Origin of the sequence: Spirillospora sp. NPDC046719 (genome assembly GCF_040645715.1) — a bacterium.
In the GTDB taxonomy this organism is placed as follows: domain Bacteria; phylum Actinomycetota; class Actinomycetes; order Streptosporangiales; family Streptosporangiaceae; genus Spirillospora.
On the sequence record NZ_JBEYYT010000232.1, the window covers coordinates 1 to 14504 of the forward strand.

General features: G+C 72.3%; 14 protein-coding genes and 1 pseudogene. 10 read left to right on the forward strand and 5 right to left on the reverse strand.

Annotation, left to right across the window (positions count from 1 at the left end; translation table 11 throughout):
* From ABZ914_RS31530 to ABZ914_RS31570, 9 genes are all read left to right on the forward strand, one after another.
* Positions 1-906, forward strand: a 906-nt coding sequence (locus tag ABZ914_RS31530) for a molybdopterin-dependent oxidoreductase (protein ID WP_500197657.1), incomplete at its 5' end; no start/stop codon positions are given.
* The gene (gene nuoH / locus ABZ914_RS31535; RefSeq protein ID WP_190867948.1) at positions 903-2252 is read left to right on the forward strand and encodes an NADH-quinone oxidoreductase subunit NuoH; all 1350 of its coding nucleotides are present in this window, start codon (positions 903-905) and stop codon (positions 2250-2252) included. The genes ABZ914_RS31530 and nuoH, both read left to right, overlap by 4 nt.
* Positions 2239-2850 carry an NADH-quinone oxidoreductase subunit NuoI gene (gene nuoI / locus ABZ914_RS31540; RefSeq protein WP_500197659.1) on the forward strand — a complete coding sequence of 204 codons (612 nt, stop codon included), beginning with the start codon at positions 2239-2241 and terminating at the stop codon, positions 2848-2850. Before nuoH ends, nuoI begins: the two co-directional genes overlap by 14 nt.
* Before the next feature lie 23 nt (positions 2851-2873).
* On the forward strand, positions 2874-3800 hold the full coding sequence (locus ABZ914_RS31545) for an NADH-quinone oxidoreductase subunit J (protein ID WP_433252836.1): 927 nt from the start codon (positions 2874-2876) through the stop codon (positions 3798-3800).
* Positions 3797-4096, forward strand: a complete 300-nt coding sequence (nuoK, locus tag ABZ914_RS31550) for an NADH-quinone oxidoreductase subunit NuoK (protein WP_173096805.1) — start codon at positions 3797-3799, stop codon at positions 4094-4096. The genes ABZ914_RS31545 and nuoK overlap by 4 nt, the downstream gene beginning before the upstream one ends.
* 10 nt (positions 4097-4106) lie before the next feature.
* Positions 4107-6023, forward strand: a complete 1917-nt coding sequence (nuoL, locus tag ABZ914_RS31555; protein ID WP_387029300.1) for an NADH-quinone oxidoreductase subunit L — start codon at positions 4107-4109, stop codon at positions 6021-6023.
* Entirely contained in the window at positions 6020-7609 is a 1590-nt protein-coding gene (locus ABZ914_RS31560) for an NADH-quinone oxidoreductase subunit M (protein WP_500197661.1), read from the forward strand. The genes nuoL and ABZ914_RS31560 overlap by 4 nt, the downstream gene beginning before the upstream one ends.
* Positions 7606-9216, forward strand: a complete 1611-nt coding sequence (gene nuoN / locus ABZ914_RS31565; protein ID WP_500197663.1) for an NADH-quinone oxidoreductase subunit NuoN — start codon at positions 7606-7608, stop codon at positions 9214-9216. Before ABZ914_RS31560 ends, nuoN begins: the two co-directional genes overlap by 4 nt.
* A 52-nt stretch (positions 9217-9268) precedes the next feature.
* On the forward strand, positions 9269-10267 hold the full coding sequence (locus ABZ914_RS31570; RefSeq protein ID WP_190867982.1) for a polyprenyl synthetase family protein: 999 nt from the start codon (positions 9269-9271) through the stop codon (positions 10265-10267).
* Positions 10268-10270: 3 nt separating this feature from the next.
* Here ABZ914_RS31570 and ABZ914_RS31575 read toward each other — a convergent pair whose 3' ends face one another.
* Entirely contained in the window at positions 10271-11509 is a 1239-nt protein-coding gene (locus ABZ914_RS31575) for an MFS transporter (protein WP_500197664.1), read from the reverse strand.
* Positions 11510-11604: 95 nt separating this feature from the next.
* On the opposite strand from ABZ914_RS31575, the gene ABZ914_RS31580 reads away from it, so the two are divergent.
* The gene (locus ABZ914_RS31580; protein ID WP_500197666.1) at positions 11605-12561 is read left to right on the forward strand and encodes a LysR family transcriptional regulator; all 957 of its coding nucleotides are present in this window, start codon (positions 11605-11607) and stop codon (positions 12559-12561) included.
* Here the strand turns inward: ABZ914_RS31580 and ABZ914_RS31585 are convergent.
* The 4 genes and pseudogenes from ABZ914_RS31585 to ABZ914_RS31600 form a co-directional block, all read right to left on the reverse strand.
* Positions 12558-13184 (reverse strand): GTP-binding protein, encoded by a 627-nt coding sequence (locus tag ABZ914_RS31585; protein ID WP_190867933.1) that lies wholly within the window; start codon positions 13182-13184, stop codon positions 12558-12560. The two genes, ABZ914_RS31580 and ABZ914_RS31585, sit on opposite strands and share 4 nt — an antisense overlap.
* Positions 13165-13593 carry a DUF742 domain-containing protein gene (locus ABZ914_RS31590; RefSeq protein WP_190867931.1) on the reverse strand — a complete coding sequence of 143 codons (429 nt, stop codon included), beginning with the start codon at positions 13591-13593 and terminating at the stop codon, positions 13165-13167. The genes ABZ914_RS31585 and ABZ914_RS31590 overlap by 20 nt, the downstream gene beginning before the upstream one ends.
* Complete coding sequence (locus ABZ914_RS31595) at positions 13590-14015, reverse strand: roadblock/LC7 domain-containing protein (protein ID WP_500197669.1); 426 nt, start codon at positions 14013-14015, stop codon at positions 13590-13592. Before ABZ914_RS31595 ends, ABZ914_RS31590 begins: the two co-directional genes overlap by 4 nt.
* Positions 14012-14504 (reverse strand): annotated as a pseudogene (locus ABZ914_RS31600) (hypothetical protein); the annotation flags it as partial. The pseudogene ABZ914_RS31600 and the gene ABZ914_RS31595, both read right to left, overlap by 4 nt.

The window sequence follows — 14504 nt, forward strand, 5'->3', positions numbered from 1 at the left end:
GCGGCCGGGGCCCGGCCCGGCCTGCGGCCGCACGGCCGCCCCGTCACCGACCCGCTGGCCCGCGCCGAGGGCGCCCGCGCCTGGGGCGTCGCGGACCTGCCCGCCGGGCCCGGCGAGGACACCGCCGGGATCATCGCGGCGGCCGCCGCCGGACGGCTCGGCGCGCTGCTGGTCGGCGGCGTCGACCCCTACGACCTGCCCGACCCGGACGCGGCGCTGCGGGCGCTCGACGCCACCCCGTTCGTGGTGAGCCTGGAGCAGCGGCCGAGCGCGGTCACCGACCGCGCCGACGTGGTGCTGCCCGTCGCGGCCGTCGCCGAGAAGGCCGGCACGTTCGTCGACTGGGAGGGCCGCGGCCGCCCGTTCGACGTCGTGCTGAAGTCCGCCGGGAAGATGTCGGACCTGCGGGTCCTGCAGTCGCTGGCCGACGAGATGGACGTCCACCTCGGGCTCCCGGGCCCGGAGGCGGCGCGGCGGGAGCTGGCGCAGCTCGGCGCCCACCGCGGCGAGCGGCCGGAGCCGCCGGACGTCGCGCCGGCGCTGCCGCCGCACCCCGAGCAGGGCGAGGCGCTGCTGGCGACCTGGCGGCTGCTGCTGGACCGGGGCCGGCTGCAGGACGGCGAGCCGTTCCTCGCGGGCACCGCGAAGGCGGCGGTGGCCCGGCTGTCGCCCGCGACCGCGGCGGAGATCGGCGCGACCGCGGCGGTCACGGTGTCGGGGCCGCGCGGCGAGGTGACGCTCCCGCTGGAGATCACCGCCGACCTGCCCGACCGGGTGGTGTGGCTGCCGACGAACTCGGCGGGCTGCGCGCTCCACCGGGACCTGGGCGCGGCGGCGGGCGGCGTCGTCAAGATCGCGAGCGGGGTGCTCGCCCGCCCGACCGAGAACGCGGGAGGTACCCGATGAGTCCGCTTGCGGCGCCCGCCGCCGATCCCACGCTCGCCACGTTCGGCAAGGACCCGTGGTGGCTGATCGGCGGCAAGGTGCTGGTCATCTTCGTCTTCCTGGTCCTGACCGTCCTGCTGTCGATGTGGGTCGAGCGGCGGGTCATCGGGCGGATGCAGCTGCGCGTCGGCCCGAACCGCGCCGGGCCCCAGGGCCTGCTGCAGGGCCTGGCCGACGGCGTGAAGCTGGCGCTGAAGGAGGACATCGTCCCCCGCCAGGTCGACAAGGTCGTGTTCGTCCTCGCGCCGGTGATGTCGGCGGTGCCGGCGTTCATCTCGTTCATCATCATCCCGTTCGGCCCGACGGTGTCGATCTTCGGGCACCACACCGCGCTGCAGGGCACCGACCTGCCGGTCGCGGTGCTGCTGGTGCTGGCGATGTCGTCGATGGGCATCTACGGGATCGTGCTGGCGGGCTGGTCGTCGATGTCGCCGTACTCGCTGCTCGGCGGGCTCCGCTCGTCCGCGCAGATGATCTCCTACGAGATCGCGATGGGGCTGTCGTTCGTCGCGGTGTTCATGTTCGCCGGGTCGATGTCCACCTCGGAGATCGTCGCCAAGCAGGACCACATCTGGTTCGCGGTGCTGCTCGCCCCGTCGTTCGTGGTCTACGTGATCACGATGATGGGCGAGTCGAACCGCATCCCGTTCGACCTCCCCGAGGGCGAGGGCGAGCTGGTCGGCGGCTTCCACACCGAGTACTCGTCGCTGAAGTTCGCGATGTTCTTCCTCGCGGAGTACATCAACCTCGCGACACTGTCGGCCCTCGCCACCACGCTGTTCCTCGGCGGGTGGCGGGCGCCCGCGCCGATCTCCACCGTCTGGTCGGGGGCCAACTCCGGCTGGTGGCCGGTGCTGTGGTTCCTGGTCAAGCTGTGGCTGTTCATCTTCTTCTTCATCTGGCTGCGCGGCTCGCTGCCGCGGGTGCGCTACGACCAGCTGATGAAGCTCGGCTGGAAGATCCTGATGCCGGTCTCGCTGGCCTGGATCCTGCTGGTGTCGACCATCAAGGCGTTCAAGAACGACGGCTACGACATCCAGCAGATCCTGTGGATCACCGCCGGGGTCATCGCCGTGGTGCTGGTGGTCACGGTGGTCTGGGAGATGGTCCGCGGCGGCGACGGCGGCGAGATCGTCCCGGGCGCGGAGCGGCCGGCGCCCGGCGCGCCGCAGGGCGACCCGTTCGCCGGCGGGTTCCCGGTGCCGCCGATGGACGCCCCCCACTACCACGGCCGGGCCCGCGACGAGCCGGCCCGCCCGGCCACGATCGAATCCGCCTCTGAGGAGGTCACCAGTGGGACTCACTGATTTCCTGAATCCGGTCAAGGGGTTCGGGGTCTCGTTCCACCAGATGTTCATGAAGAGCGAGACCGTTCAGTACCCCGAGGTGAAGAAGCCGACCGCCCCGCGCTTCCACGGGCGGCACCAGCTCAACCGGTGGCCGGACGGCCTGGAGAAGTGCATCGGCTGCGAGCTGTGCGCCTGGGCGTGCCCCGCCGACGCCATCTTCGTCGAGGGCGCCGACAACACCGAGGACGAGCGGTACTCGCCCGGCGAGCGGTACGGCCGCACCTACCAGATCAACTATCTGCGGTGCATCTTCTGCGGCCTGTGCATCGAGGCGTGCCCGACGCGGGCGCTGACGATGACCAACGAGTACGAGCTCGCCGACGACAGCCGCGAGAGCCTGATCTACACCAAGGACATGCTGCTCGCCCCGCTGCGCGAGGGCATGGAGGCGCCGCCGCACGAGATGCGGCTCGGCGACACCGAGGAGGACTACTACCGCCTCGGCCTCCAGCCCGAGGACGCGGCGCCGACCGTCCCCGCCGAGGGCGGCGGACGGGCGAGCGCCGACAGCGCGGTGAAGCGGGAGAAGGCGGCCAGGGGCGGTGAGGGCAAGTGAGCGCCGCGCTCTCCGCCGACCACCTGGCCGCCGCGCACGTGCTGGCCGGGCACGTCGCCGACAAGCAGTCGGGCGAGCCGTTCTTCTTCTGGCTGCTCGCCGTCGTGTCGGTCTGCGCCGCGCTCGGCATGATCCTGGTCCGCAAGGCGGTGCACTCGGCGCTGCTGCTGGCGACCGTGATGCTCTGCCTCGCCGCGATGTACGCGATCCAGAACGCGCCGTTCCTGGCGTTCGTCCAGGTGATCGTCTACACCGGCGCGGTGCTGATGCTGTTCCTGTTCGTGCTGATGCTCGTCGGCGTCACCTCCACCGACTCGCTGGTGGAGACGATCAAGGGCCAGCGGTTCTGGGCGGTCATCGTCGCGATCGGGTTCATCGTGCTGCTCGGCACCGGGCTCGGCAACGCCGCGCTCGGCGACTCCGCCGGGCTGAAGGCCGCCAACGCCGACGGCAACGTCCTCGGCCTCGCGCGGCTGCTGTTCACCAAGTACGTGTTCGCGTTCGAGGCGACCAGCGCGCTGCTGATCACCGCGGCGCTGGGCGCGATGGTGCTGGCGCACCGCGAGCGGACCGAGCCGAAGCCGACGCAGAAGGACCTGTCCAAGCAGCGGTTCGCGTCCGGCGCGCACCCGGGCCCGCTGCCCGGCCCCGGCACCTACGCGCGGCACAACGCCGTCGACATGCCGGCGCTCCTGCCGGACGGGACGCCGTCGGAGCTGTCGATCAACCCCGTCATCGCGGCCCGCACCGACACCTCCGAGCGCCACGCCGACCTGTACGGCGGGACCGAGCAGGGCGCGGTCGACGAGGACGTCGCCGCGGTCAAGGCGGCCACCGAAGAGGCGAAGGACGCGGACGCCGAGTCGCGCGTCGTCAGGGCCGGGACACCGGCCGCCGGCGGGTCCGGCGGCGGCTCGGCCAACGAGCGTGAAGGCGAGGCTGGTCAATGAGTCCGGGGCACTACCTGGCGCTCTCGGCGATCCTGTTCACCATCGGCGGTCTCGGCGTCCTCGTGCGCCGCAACGCGATCGTGGTGTTCATGTGCGTCGAGCTCATGCTGAACGCCACGAACCTCGCGTTCGTGACGTTCTCCCGCATGCACGGCACCCTCGACGGCCAGATCATCGCGTTCTTCGTGATGGTGGTGGCGGCGGCGGAGGTCGTGGTCGGCCTGGCGATCATCATGACCATCTTCCGGACCCGCAGGTCCTCGTCGGTGGACGACGCGAACCTGCTGAAGTACTGAGAGGTCGGGGATGAAAGCGGAAGGCATCCAGGCCGCGTCCTGGCTTCTCATCGCGCTGCCCCTCGCGGGCGCCGCGATCCTCCTGCTGGGAGGGCGGCGCACCGACAAGTGGGGGCACCTGCTCGGCGTGGCGACGCCGGTGGCGTCGTTCGCCATCGGCGTCGCGATGCTCGTCCAGATGCTCGGGTACGACGACGCCGCGCGCCGCCGCACCGTGCACCTGTGGGACTTCATCAGCGTCGGCGGATTCAAGATCGGCATGGACCTGCTGGTGGACCCGCTGTCCATCAGCTTCGTGCTGCTGATCACCGGGGTGGGCTCGCTCATCCACGTCTACTCCGTCGGCTACATGGCCGAGGACCCCGACCGGCGCCGGTTCTTCGCCTACCTGAACCTGTTCGTCGCGGCGATGCTGCTGCTGGTGCTCGGGGGCAACTTCCTCGTGCTGTTCCTCGGCTGGGAGGGCGTGGGCCTCGCCTCGTACCTGCTGATCGGGTTCTGGCAGCACAAGCCGACCGCGGCGACCGCGGCGAAGAAGGCGTTCGTCGTCAACCGCGTCGGCGACATGGGGCTGATCATCGCGATCGCGCTGATGTTCTCCACGTTCGGCACCGTCGACTTCGGGCCGATCCTCGGCGCGGGCGCCGAGCACGCCGGGCTCGCCGCCAAGCTGAGCACCGGCACCGCGACCGCGATCGGGCTGCTGCTCCTGCTCGGCGCGTGCGGCAAGTCGGCGCAGCTCCCGCTGCAGTCCTGGCTGCTCGACGCGATGGAGGGCCCGACCCCGGTGTCGGCGCTCATCCACGCGGCGACGATGGTGACCGCGGGCGTCTACCTGATCGTCCGGTCCGGGCCGATCTTCGAGATGTCCGACACCGCGCAGCTGGTGGTGACGATCGTCGGCGCGGCCACGCTGCTCGCCGGTGCGATCATCGGTTGCGGCAAGGACGACATCAAGAAGGCCCTCGCCGGGTCGACGATGTCGCAGATCGGCTACATGACGCTCGCCGCCGGCCTCGGCCGGCCCGGCTACGTGTTCGCCATCGCGCACCTCATCGCGCACGGCTTCTTCAAGGCGGGCCTGTTCCTCGGCGCCGGCTCGGTCATGCACGGCACCAACGACGACGTGAACATGCGCCACTACGGCGCGCTGCGCGGCGTCATGATGGCGACGTACGTGACGTTCGGGCTCGGGTTCCTCGCCATCATCGGGTTCCCGTTCCTGTCCGGCTGGTTCACCAAGGACGCCATCATCGAGGCCGCGTTCGACAAGGGCGGCACGTCCGGCGCGATCCTCGGCGTCTGCGCCGTCATCGGCGCGGGCATCACCGCGTACTACATGTCGCGCGTGATGATCATGACCTTCTTCGGCGAGAAGCGCTGGGAGGAGGGCGTGCACCCGCACGAGTCGCCCAAGGTGATGACGATCCCGCTGATGCTGCTGGCGGTCGGCTCGGTCTTCGCCGGCGGATGGCTGATCCTCGGCGGGTTCTCCGACTTCCTGGAGCCCGTCACCGGCAAGCCGGCGCACGCGGAGTCGTTCAAGTGGGTCACGCTGCCGGGCATCGTGGTCCTCGTCCTGATGGTCGCCGGTTTCGCGATCGCGTGGATGCAGTACGGGCGCCGTCCCGTGCCGCGCGAGGCGCCCAAGGGGTCGTTCGTCACCGTCGCGGCCCGCAAGGACCTGTACGGCGACGCCCTCAACGAGTCGCTGCTGATGCGGCCCGGCCAGTGGCTGACCCGGCTCGCGGTCTGGTTCGACGGGCGCGGCGTCGACGGCGCCGTCAACGGGCTCGCCGCCCTCATCGGCGGCACGTCCGGCCGGTTCCGCCGCATCCAGACCGGCTTCGCCCGTTCCTACGCACTCTCGATGTTCTTCGGCGCAGCCCTTGTGGTGGCCGCCCTCCTGGTGGTGAACGTGTCATGAGTGACTTTCCCTGGCTGAGCGTCCTCATCGCGCTGCCGCTGCTGGGCGCCGTCGCGGTCAGCGTGCTGCCGCGCGACAACGAGCCGCTCGTCAAGTGGTTCTCGTTCGGCGTCTCCGCCCTCGTCGGCGTCCTCGCCCTGGTCATGGCGGCCGGCTTCGACGCGGGCGGCGACCGGTTCCAGTTCACCGAGAAGTACTGGTGGATCAAGGAGTTCGGGATCCACTGGGCGCTCGGCGTCGACGGCGTCGCGCTGGTGCTGATCCTGCTGTCGGTCATCCTCGTCCCGCTCGTCATGCTGGCGTCCTGGACGGACGGCGAGCGGTCCGGCGGGGTGGACGTCCCGGCGAAGCGGTCCGTGAAGACCTACTTCGCGCTGCTGCTGTCCCTCGAGGCCGCGATGATCGGCGTCTTCGCGGCGACCGACGTGTTCCTGTTCTACGTCTTCTTCGAGGCGATGCTCATCCCGGTGTACTTCATCATCGGGCACTACGGCGGCGGCGCCGCCCGCGAGCGCTCCTACGCCGCGGTGAAGTTCCTGCTGTACTCGCTGTTCGGCGGGCTGCTGATGCTCGTCTCGGTCATCTGGCTGTACCCGCTGTCGAACAAGCCGGTCAGCGAGGGCGGCCTCGGCCACGGCACCTTCATGTTCCAGGAGCTGCGCGGGCTGCACGTCGACCCGACCACCGCCAAGTGGCTGTTCCTCGGCTTCTTCGTCGCGTTCGCGATCAAGGCGCCGATGGTGCCGGTGCACACCTGGCTGCCGACCGCGGCGCAGCAGTCGCCGCCCGGCGCGCTCGTCCTGATCGTCGGCGTGCTCGACAAGGTCGGCACCTACGGGATGCTGCGGTTCTGCCTGGAGCTGTTCCCCGGCGCGTCCAAGTGGGCCACGCCCGCCGTGCTCGTGTTCGCGGTGATCAGCATCATCTACGGCGCGATCCTCGCGATCGGGCAGGTCGACCTGAAGCGGCTCATCGCCTACACGTCGGTGTCGCACTTCGGGTTCATCGTGCTCGGCATCTTCGCGATGACGTCGCAGGGCCAGTCCGGCGCCGCGCTGTACATGGTGAACCACGGCTTCTCCACCGGCGCGCTGTTCCTGGTCGTCGGCTTCATGATCGTCCGGCGCCGGTCGGCGCGGATCACCGACTTCGGCGGGGTGCAGAAGGCGGCACCGGTGCTCGCCGGGACGTTCCTCGTCGCCGGCCTGTCCGGGCTCTCGCTGCCCGGCCTGTCGCCGTTCGTGTCGGAGTTCCTGGTGCTGGTCGGCACGTTCAGCCGCTACAAGGTGGCCGCGTGCTTCGCCGTGACCGGCGTCGTCCTCGCCGCCATCTACGTCCTCTGGATGTACCAGCGGACGATGGGCGGCCCGAAGGTCCCGGCCGTCGAGGGCATGAAGGACCTCACGGCCCGCGAGAAGTGGGCCGTCGCCCCGATCATCGCGATCATCGTGGCGATGGGCTTCTTCCCGCAGCCGGTGCTGCATGTGATCAACCCGTCGGTGAAGGAGACGCTCGCCCGTGTCGACCGGCACGACCCGGCGCCGACGCTCACCGGTAACGTCGCCGAGAACGGAGCCCGTCCATGAGCCCTGCCAGTCACGTGAGCCCGGTGGCTCATGGGGTGCTCGCCCAGGGGGGTGACATCCCGGCGCCGCACATCGAGTACGGGCAGATCGGCCCGCTGCTGCTCGTCCTCGGCATCGCCCTCGCGGGCGTCCTCGTGGAGGCGTTCGTCGGCCGCACCTGGCGGTACGCGGTCCAGGTGCCGGTCGCGTTCCTCGGCCTCGCCGGCGCGTTCGCCTGGACGGTCCTGCTCGGCTGGCGCGACGATCCGCACCATGTCGCCGCGCAGGGCGCCCTCGGCGTGGACGGCCCCACCCTGTTCATCCAGGGCACCATCCTCATCCTCGCCCTGGTCAGCCTGCTGCTCATCGCCGAGCGCGGGAACGGCCGGGACGGCGGCGTCGTCGGCGGCCACTTCGCCGCGCAGGCGTCCGCGCTGCCGGGCAGCGAGGCGGAGCAGCGCAGCACCGCCGCCGGGATCACCCAGACCGAGGTGTTCCCGCTGATGATGTTCGCGGTCGCGGGCATGATGATGTTCCCCGCCGCCAACGACCTGCTCACCATGTTCGTGGCGCTGGAGGTCATGTCGCTGCCGCTGTACCTGCTGTGCGGCCTCGCCCGCCGGCGGCGGCTGCTCTCGCAGGAGGCGGCCGTCAAGTACTTCCTGCTCGGCGCGTTCTCCTCGGCGTTCTTCCTGTACGGGACGGCGCTGCTGTACGGCTACGCCGGCTCGGTCCGGCTGTCGGACATCTCCGCGCAGGTCAGCAAGGACGCCGGCAGCGAGACGCTGCTGCTGGCGGGCGTCGCGCTGCTGTCGGTCGGGCTGCTGTTCAAGCTCGGCGGCGTCCCGTTCCACATGTGGAAGCCGGACGTCTACCAGGGCGCCCCGACCCCGATCACCGCGCTGATGGCGTCGTGCACGGTGGTCGCCGCGTTCGGCGGGATCCTCCGCGTGTACTACGTCGGGTTCGAGACGATGAAGTGGGACTGGCGGCCCTACATGTGGGGCGTGGCGATTCTCACGATGGTGGTCGGCGCGATCATCGCGATCACGCAGTCCGACATCAAGCGGATGCTGGCGTACTCGTCCATCGCGCACGCGGGCTTCCTGCTCATGGGCGTCATCGCCACCTCGCGCGACGGCCTGTCCAGCACGATGTTCTACCTCGTCGCCTACGGCTTCACCTCCATCGGCGCCTTCGCGGTCGTCACGATGGTGCGCGACGCCGGCGGGGAGGCCGGGCACCTGTCGCGCTGGGCGGGGCTCGGCAAGCGCTCCCCGGTCGTCGCCGGGGTGTTCGCCTTCTTCCTGCTCGCCTTCGCCGGCATCCCGCTGACCAGCGGGTTCACCGGCAAGTTCGCGGTGTTCAAGGCCGCCATCGAGGGCGGCGCGACCCCGCTGGTCGTGGTCGGCGTCATCTCCTCCGCGGTGGCCGCCTTCTTCTACGTGAAGGTGATCGTCGTGATGTTCTTCAGCGAGCCGGAGGCGGACGGCCCCGTCGTCGTCGCCGGGCCGGCGACCGCGGCTGCGGTGGCGCTCGGTGCGACGGCTACTGTGGTACTCGGCGTGATCCCGCAGCCGGTTCTGGACCTCGCGGGCCACGCAACGACCCACATGTTCGTCCGGTAGGGAGTCTTGGGTGAGCGACCCAATCGCTGAGAAGTCCGGCGGGCCGGCTCGACTGGAGTCCGGCCCGTTCGGGCTTCCCGTCGACTCGGCCCTCGCGGCCGATGCCAGGGAGCGCCTGGCCGCAGTCGAGGAACTGCTGCTGGAATCCGTGCGGGGCGAGGACCCGCTGCTCACCCAGGCCTCCAAGCACCTCGTCGAGGCGGGGGGCAAGCGGTTCCGGCCGATGCTGGTGCTGCTCGCCTCCCACTTCGGCGACCCGGCCGCGCCCGGTGTGGTGCCCGCCGCCGTCGTCGTGGAGCTGACCCATCTCGGCACCCTCTACCACGACGACGTGATGGACGAGGCGACCGTCCGGCGCGGCCAGGCGTCCGCGAACTCCCGCTGGACGAACACCGTCGCGATCCTCACCGGCGACTACCTGTTCGCCCGCGCGTCGGACCTGCTCGCCGACCTCGGCCCGGAGGCCGTCCGGATCCAGGCCCGCGCGTTCGCCCGGCTGGTGCGCGGCCAGATCCAGGAGACCGTCGGCCCCGCCGAGGACGCCGACCCCCTCAAGCACTACCTCCAGGTCGTCGCCGACAAGACCGCGTCCCTCATCGTGGTGTCCGGCCAGTTCGGCGCGCTGCTGTCGGGGGCCCCCGCCCGCGTCGTCGACACCATCACCTCCGCCTGCGAGAAGATCGGCATCGCGTTCCAGCTGTCGGACGACATCCTCGACATCGAGTCCGAGACCGAGGAGTCCGGCAAGACCCCCGGCACCGACCTCCGCGAAGGCATCCGCACCCTCCCGATGCACCACGTCCTCGCCGGCGTCGGCTCCGGCCCTGACGACGCCCGGCTGCGCGAGCTGCTCGTCCAGGACCTGTCCGGCGACGAGCTGCACGCCGAGGCCCTCGCCCTCCTGCGCGCCCACCCCGCCATGGATCTCGCCCGCGCCGACCTGCGCCAGTACGCGGAGGACGCCCGCGCGGAGCTCCTCACCCTCCCCGCCATCCCCGCCCGCGACGCGTTCACCGGTCTCTGCGACTACGTGGTGTCGCGCACCGGCTGACGGCTACGGCCGCCGGTCCGGCACGCCCTCGGGGCGCGCCGGGACCGGCGCCGGGGCCGGCCGGTCGTCCCGTTCCGCCCGGCGGCCTAGCACTGCGGCGGCGGCCAGGGTGACGCCGCCCAGCGACCCGCCGAGCCACAGGGCACCCGCTTCCCCGGTGGTGTCGGCCACGCGCCCGCCCGCCAGCGCCCCGAGCGAGATGGCGACGTTGAACGCGGCGACGAACAGCGCCGACGCCGGCTCGGCGGCGTGCGGAGGCGCGGCCCGCAGCAGCCACGTCTGCAAGGTGACGGACACACCGCCGTAGGCGGCGCCCCACAGCACCAGCAGCACGATCGCCGGGAGCGGGGCCCGTCCGACGACGGGGAACAGCAGCACGGACGGCGCGAGCACCGCGGCGAGCGCCAGGAGGGTGCGGCGCGGGCCGCGCGCGGCGGCGGTCCCCGCGGCGAAGTTCCCGGCGACGCCCGCGACCCCGTACAGCAGCAGCAGGGTGCTGACCAGGTCCGGGTCCACGCCGGACACCCGCTCCAGCACCGGACGCACGTAGGTGTACGCCGCGAAGTGGCCGGTGACCAGCAGCAGCGTCACGACGAGACCGGCCCGCGCGCGCGGGGCGCGCAGCACCCGCGGCACGTTCCGCAGGCCCGCCGGGCCGGTTCCGGGCAGCGGCGGCAGCAGCACGGCGAGCGCCGCGCAGGCGGCCAGGGACAGCGCGCCCGCGACGGCGAACGCGGCGCGCCAGCCCGCGAGGTCGCCGACCAGCGTGCCGGCGGGGACGCCCACGACCGACGCGACCGAGATCCCGCCGAAGACCACCGAGGTGGCGGTCCCGGCGGAGCGCTCCGGCACCAGCCGTGCCGCGAGCCCGCCCGCGATCGCCCACACCCCGCCGATCGCGACCCCGACCAGGACCCGCGACACCAGCAGCGCCGGCAGTCCGGGCGCGGCGGCCGAGCCGAGGTCGGCCACCGCCAGCAGGCCCGCCAGCGCGGCCAGCACGGCGCGGCGGTCCAGCCGCGCGGTGGCCGCGGACAGCGCGGGCGCGCAGAGCGCGGCGACCAGGCCGGGCGCGGTCATCGCCAGCCCGGCCGTGCCCGCGGACGCGTCGAGGTCCGGGCCGATCGAGGTCAGCAGCCCCACCGGCAGCATCTCGCTGGTGACGACGAGGAACGTGGCCGCGGCGACCGCGAGCACCGCGGGCCAGCCGCCCCGGGGCGGGGAGTCGGGAGGAACCGTCATGCCGTCGACCCTGGTCCGGCGGCGCACCGGGAACAACGGCGAAGGTCGCATCCTTCTATGAGCGAGGCTCATCGATCGGCGACGGGGGGAGCGACGTGCCGGAACTGGAGGCCCGGGAGCTGGAGTGCTTCCTCGTCCTCGGCGAGGAACTGCACTTCGGCCGGACGGCGGAGCGCCTCTACCTCTCCCAGAGCCGCGTCAGCCAGCTCCTGCGCAGCCTGGAGTCGCGGATCGGGGCCCGGCTCGTGGAGCGCACCAGCCGCCGCGTCCGGCTGACCCCGCTCGGCGCGAGCCTGCGGGACGAGCTGGCGCCCGCCTACACCGCCCTCCTCGACGTCGTCGAGGCGGCCCGCGCCCGGGCCCGCGGCGTCGACGGCGTGCTGCGGATCGGCTTCGTCGGATCGCTGGACGAGGACCTGACCGGCCTCGTCCGCGCGTTCGAGCGCGACCATCCCGGCTGCGAGGTGCGGACCGTCGAGGTGCCGCTCGCCGACCCGTTCGGGCAGGTACGCGACGGGGACGTGGACGCCGCGATCGTGCTGGCGCCGGTGCGGGAACCCGGACTGGTCCCCGGCCCCGCCTTCTCGGAGGCGCCGCTGAGCCTCGCCGTCCCGGCCCGCCATCCGCTCGCGGACCGTCCGTCGGTCAACGCCGAGGAGCTTGCCGGGCACCCGCTGATCCGGATCGCCGGACCGGCCCCGCGGTACTGGCGCGAGGCGCAGTCCCCGTCGGCGACGCCCGGCGGCCGCGCCATCCCGTCCGGGCCGGCCGCGGGCACGATCCAGGAGGCGCTGGCGATGGTCGCCGCGGGACGCGGCGCGATGCCGCTGTGCGTCCCGACCGCCCGCCGCCACGTGCGCGGCGACGTCGTCTTCGTCCCGCTCACCGGCCTGCCCGACTCGGCGCTCACCCTCGTCTGGCACCGCGACCGCGCCACCGCGCGCGTCCGCGCCTTCGCCCGGGCGGTCGCCGGGGCCGTCCAGGACGAGGCCCCGGACGCCTCCTGCCGAAGTGCCGAGACCGTCCGGGGCGCCAGGGCCGTCCGGGGTTAGGCGCCCTGCGACTCCAGCGCGGGGAGCCCCCGGTACTTCATCGCGTGCAGGACCAGGTCGATGAGCACCTGCTTGCAGGAGTCGAGACGGCGGGCGTCGCAGAGCATGACCGGGACCTTCGGGCCCAGGTTCAGCGCCAGCTGGATCTCCGCGAGGTCGTACTGCCGGGCGCCCTCGAAGCAATTGACCGCGACGACGAACGGGGTGCCGCGGCGCTCGAAGTAGTCGACGGACGGGAAGCAGTCCGACAGCCGGCGCGTGTCGGCGAGGACGACGGCGCCGAGCGCGCCGAGCGACACCTCGTCCCACATGAACCAGAACCGCTCCTGCCCGGGGGTGCCGAACAGGTACAGGACGTAGTCGTCGCGGAAGGTGAGGCGGCCGAAGTCCATCGCGACCGTGGTGGTCTTCTTGCGCTCCACCCCGGAGACGTCGTCGACACCGACGCTCTCGTCGGTGAGGATCTCCTCGGTGCGCAGCGGCCGCGTCTCGGAGACCGTGCCGACCATCGTCGTCTTACCGACCCCGAAACCGCCCGCGATCACGATCTTGACCGCGGTGGGCATCCGGCGGGCGCGGGCGTCATGCCGCCCGCCCCCGGCGTCAGAGAGCCCGGAGACCATCGATCACCGCCTTGTAGAGCCTGATGTCGTGCATGTCCGCCTCCGGTTCGGGCTCCTGCATCGTGACGAGCCCCTTGCCGAGCAGGTCGCCGAGCAGCACCCGCACGGTGGCCACCGGAAGGTCGAGGTGGCCGGTCAGCTCGGCGACCGACATCACCTGCTGGCAGAGCCGGATGATCGCCAGGTGCTCCGGGCCGAGGCCGATCGGGCCCTCCGGCTCCGGCCCGGCCGCCACCACCAGGGTGATCAGGTCGAACTTGCCGTGCACGGGCTCGATGCGGCCGCTCGTCATCACGTACGGGCGCACCATCGGGCCGGCGCTCTCGTCGTAGATCCGCTCATGGCCGGGGGTGTGCAGCGCGGGGTCCTGCGGCCAGGGCTCCTGCCCCGGCTCCTCGGGCGGCATCATGCGGGCCGGCCCTCCTCCGCCGCCTCCGATCGCGACGGCGAGGTGAGATGGTGGCCCATGCTCGTGACGAGCATCGCCATCTCGTAGGCGATGAGGCCCACGTCGGCCTCCTCACCGGCGAGCACCGCCAGGCAGGCGCCCTTGCCGGCGACCGACACCAGCAGGAACGCCGACTGCATCTCGACGATCGTCTGCCGGACGGGGCCGCCGCCGAACCGGGTGCCCGCGCCCTTGGCGAGGCTCTGGATGCCCGCCGCCACGGCGGACAGGTGCTCGCCGTCGTCCTGGCTCATGCCCGCCGAGGAGGCCATCAGCAGGCCGTCGGCGGACAGCACCACCGCGCTGCGCGCGTGCGGCAACCGGTGGACCAGGTCGTCCAGCAAAAAACCCAGATCGGATGAAGAACCGGTCTTCTGCGTCACTGACCTTCCTCGCCTTCCGCTGCTTGATTGCCGAGGGCCTCGGCCGCGTCCGACCGCCCCTGCCGGGTGCCGCGCTGGTAGGAGCCCATGATCCGCTGGATCTCCTCGGGCGAGCGGCCCGGGTCGTCCGGTTCGTCGTGCTCGTCGGCGACGAGCGGTTCGTCCGTGCGCAGCGGTTCGGCGAGGTTCGCCTGCGGCACGCGGACCGGCAGGCCGGACGGTGTGGTGGAGATGTCGGGCACGGGTGGCAGGTCCTCCGGCTGGGTCGGTTCGGGATGCCCGCCGCCGGTTCCGGTGAGGCCGGATGAGAGGGACGCGGCGCCGTCGGGGGAGCTCGCCTCGTCCGCGGGGGGCTCGTCCTGCCGTCGGGGCAGGCCATGTTCTGGGGAGTCGCCGCCGGGGGCGCCCCCGGACCGCGGGACCGGCGCGCCGGCCGGGTCCGGTGCGTCCGCCGGCTCCGGCGCGGGCGGGGGCACCGCGACCAGCGCG

What these genes read in the sequence shown, in the direction of transcription:
- ABZ914_RS31585 (WP_190867933.1), bottom strand. Translation starts at nt 13,184, where the DNA reads ATGGTCTCCGGGCTCTCTGACGCCGGGGGCGGGCGGCATGACGCCCGC.
- nuoL (WP_387029300.1), top strand. Translation starts at nt 4,107, where the DNA reads ATGAAAGCGGAAGGCATCCAGGCCGCGTCCTGGCTTCTCATCGCGCTG.
- nuoH (WP_190867948.1), top strand. Translation starts at nt 903, where the DNA reads ATGAGTCCGCTTGCGGCGCCCGCCGCCGATCCCACGCTCGCCACGTTC.
- nuoK (WP_173096805.1), top strand. Translation starts at nt 3,797, where the DNA reads ATGAGTCCGGGGCACTACCTGGCGCTCTCGGCGATCCTGTTCACCATC.
- ABZ914_RS31560 (WP_500197661.1), top strand. Translation starts at nt 6,020, where the DNA reads ATGAGTGACTTTCCCTGGCTGAGCGTCCTCATCGCGCTGCCGCTGCTG.
- ABZ914_RS31575 (WP_500197664.1), bottom strand. Translation starts at nt 11,509, where the DNA reads ATGACGGTTCCTCCCGACTCCCCGCCCCGGGGCGGCTGGCCCGCGGTG.
- ABZ914_RS31590 (WP_190867931.1), bottom strand. Translation starts at nt 13,593, where the DNA reads ATGATGCCGCCCGAGGAGCCGGGGCAGGAGCCCTGGCCGCAGGACCCC.
- nuoN (WP_500197663.1), top strand. Translation starts at nt 7,606, where the DNA reads ATGAGCCCTGCCAGTCACGTGAGCCCGGTGGCTCATGGGGTGCTCGCC.